We start from the raw sequence: 2,371 nt of genomic DNA on the forward strand, positions 1-2,371 counted from the left end.
ATACAACAGTCGGATTTGGAAAAAGCAAGGGGATTGGTACAGAATCCAGGGTGGTAATAATTTTCTTTATTTAAATCTCAATTAACTGCTATGATCAGGCCTCTGAATTCATATATACTTACAGGTTGTTTTTTGATTGCAGCTGCATTTACAGGTTGTAAAAAAGACAGTGATTTGAAACACGCCGAAGGGCAACCTGTTTTGCTCACCGATTTTATTCCCGCTACAGGTGGGGCCACTACCGAAGTATTAATTACTGGTGATAATTTTTCGTCTGATACATCAGATATAAAGGTAACCATCAATGGTAAAGTTTGTACGATCATAGGCGCCAATACCAAACAGATTATGGTAATAGTGCCTAAAAAGTGCGGTTCCGGTAGTCTGGTAGTAACAATGGGGAAAGATAGTGTTGTCAGCAGCGCCCCCTTTACTTATATATTTACCACGACTGTCAGTACATTGGCAGGTGGTGGTACCGCGGGATTTGCAGATGGACAAGGAGCCGATGCGATGTTCAGCTTTAATGGGCAGAGCTGGTACCGGATGATGGGTATTGGCACGGATGATAAGGGCAACGTATTTGTGACGGATCCCGGTAATGCCTGCATCCGTAAAATAGACAGTTCCGGCAACGCGAGCGTCCTGGCCGGCAGCCCTGGTAACGCCGGTGGTAGCGACGGTAAAGGCACGGAGGCACGTTTCCAGATTCCATATGGACTGGCGGTAGATGCACAGGGGAATGTCTATACCGCAGATCCGGGTACCTGGAGCATCCGGAAAATTACGCCGGATGGTACTACCACCACATTGGGTGGTACTGCGCAGGAGCCATGGAATGTAGCAGTAGACAAAGCCTCCGGAAAAATCTACTATTCCAGTACCGGTGGCGGCAGCGTTTTTGAAATGAAAGCAGATGGCAGCAGTGTCGCTATTGTCAATGGAATCAGTGCGCCCGGCGGGCTGGCCTTCGATAACGGCGGTAACATGTATGTGTCCAGCAACACGGGACACACTATTATCCGGTATAAAGCAGGTACCTGGGAGCCTACCATCATTGCCGGTGCAACAGGCGTTCCCGGTTTTGTGAACGGAACCGGTGCGGCTGCACGTTTTGCAAATCCATGGGGCCTTGCGGTAGATGGCGACGGTACTGTATATGTGGCCGGTAACGGCAGCTATGGTACTAATGTGGACGAGAGTATCCGCGCAATTTCTCCTAATACCTGGGATGTTATCACTTATGCCGGCAACGGTGTAGCCGGGTATTCGGATGGTATCGGCGGGTTGGCTAATTTTAATGCGCCCATGGGGGTGGCGGTAGATAAAAATGGCGTAGTCTATGTGTTGGATAAGAACAATAACAGGGTTAGAAAAATAGTTTCAGAATAATTGTCTATATGCGAACCCGGGCGGCAATACATCGTATTGCCGCCTTCTATTTTTAAACTATGTTAAACAGGAACATGTATATTTTCTTATGGGCATTCCTTACAGGTGCCTGCAGCAAAGGCAGTACCAGCGAACCCGTTGTAGCCGCCAAAACACATACTTACTACGTATCCGTTACCGGTAATGATGCCGCCAATGGCGCTATTGGTACCCCAATGCGCACCATCAACGGCGCTTTGGCAAAGGCCATTCCGGGCGATAGTGTGATTGTAAGAGCCGGTAGTTACTACGAAAAAGTAGCTTTCCCCAACTCCGGCCGACTCGAAAAACTCATCACGCTGAAAGCATACGCCGGCGAAAAAGCCGCTATTGATGGAACAGGACTCACCGTTTCCGGTAAGGAGTCGCTGGTGACCATCCACAACGCCAGCTATGTAGTGCTGGAAGGCTTTGATATCTGCAATTTAAAGAGCAGTGCGCCCGGCGCCAACGTAAACGGTGTTACAGCCGATGCAGGATCCGGCAATATCATCATCCGTAATAATAAAATTTATAACATTGAGCATAATGTAGATCCTTCACAAGGCAGAAGTGGTCATGGCATCGAAATTATTGGTAACACCGCTGATGTGATGAAGAATATTCTCGTAGAAAATAATGTTATTCACGATACCAAAACCGGCTACAGCGAAAACCTCACCATCAATGGTTATGTAGATGGATTCACTATCCGTGGCAACACGATCTACAATACTGAAAACATCGGTATTGATGCGGCAGGTGGCTATGCCGCCAACACCAATCCGGCCTTTAACTATGCCCGCAACGGTGTAATCAGCGATAACGAGCTATACAACATCGATATGACCCGCGGCCCGGTGGGTGGCGCACACGGACATGGTGCGATTGCTATTTATGTAGATGGCGCCAGAAATATTACGGTGGAAAGAAACCGGATCCATGAAGCTGATCGCGGTAT

The 2,371-nt window shown here is 48.1% G+C and carries 1 protein-coding gene and 1 pseudogene; both read left to right on the forward strand.

Features of this window, described 5'->3' with window-relative positions; translation table 11 throughout:
- Positions 1 to 174 precede the first annotated feature (174 nt).
- Positions 175 to 1,392, forward strand: a complete 1,218-nt coding sequence (locus tag VIP81_RS12455) for an IPT/TIG domain-containing protein (RefSeq protein ID WP_331960737.1) — start codon at positions 175 to 177, stop codon at positions 1,390 to 1,392.
- A 74-nt stretch (positions 1,393 to 1,466) separates the two neighbouring features.
- Positions 1,467 to 2,371, forward strand: a pseudogene (locus VIP81_RS12460) (hypothetical protein); the annotation flags it as partial.

Source organism: Chitinophaga sp., from assembly GCF_036566945.1.
In the GTDB taxonomy this organism is placed as follows: Bacteria; Bacteroidota; Bacteroidia; order Chitinophagales; family Chitinophagaceae; genus Chitinophaga.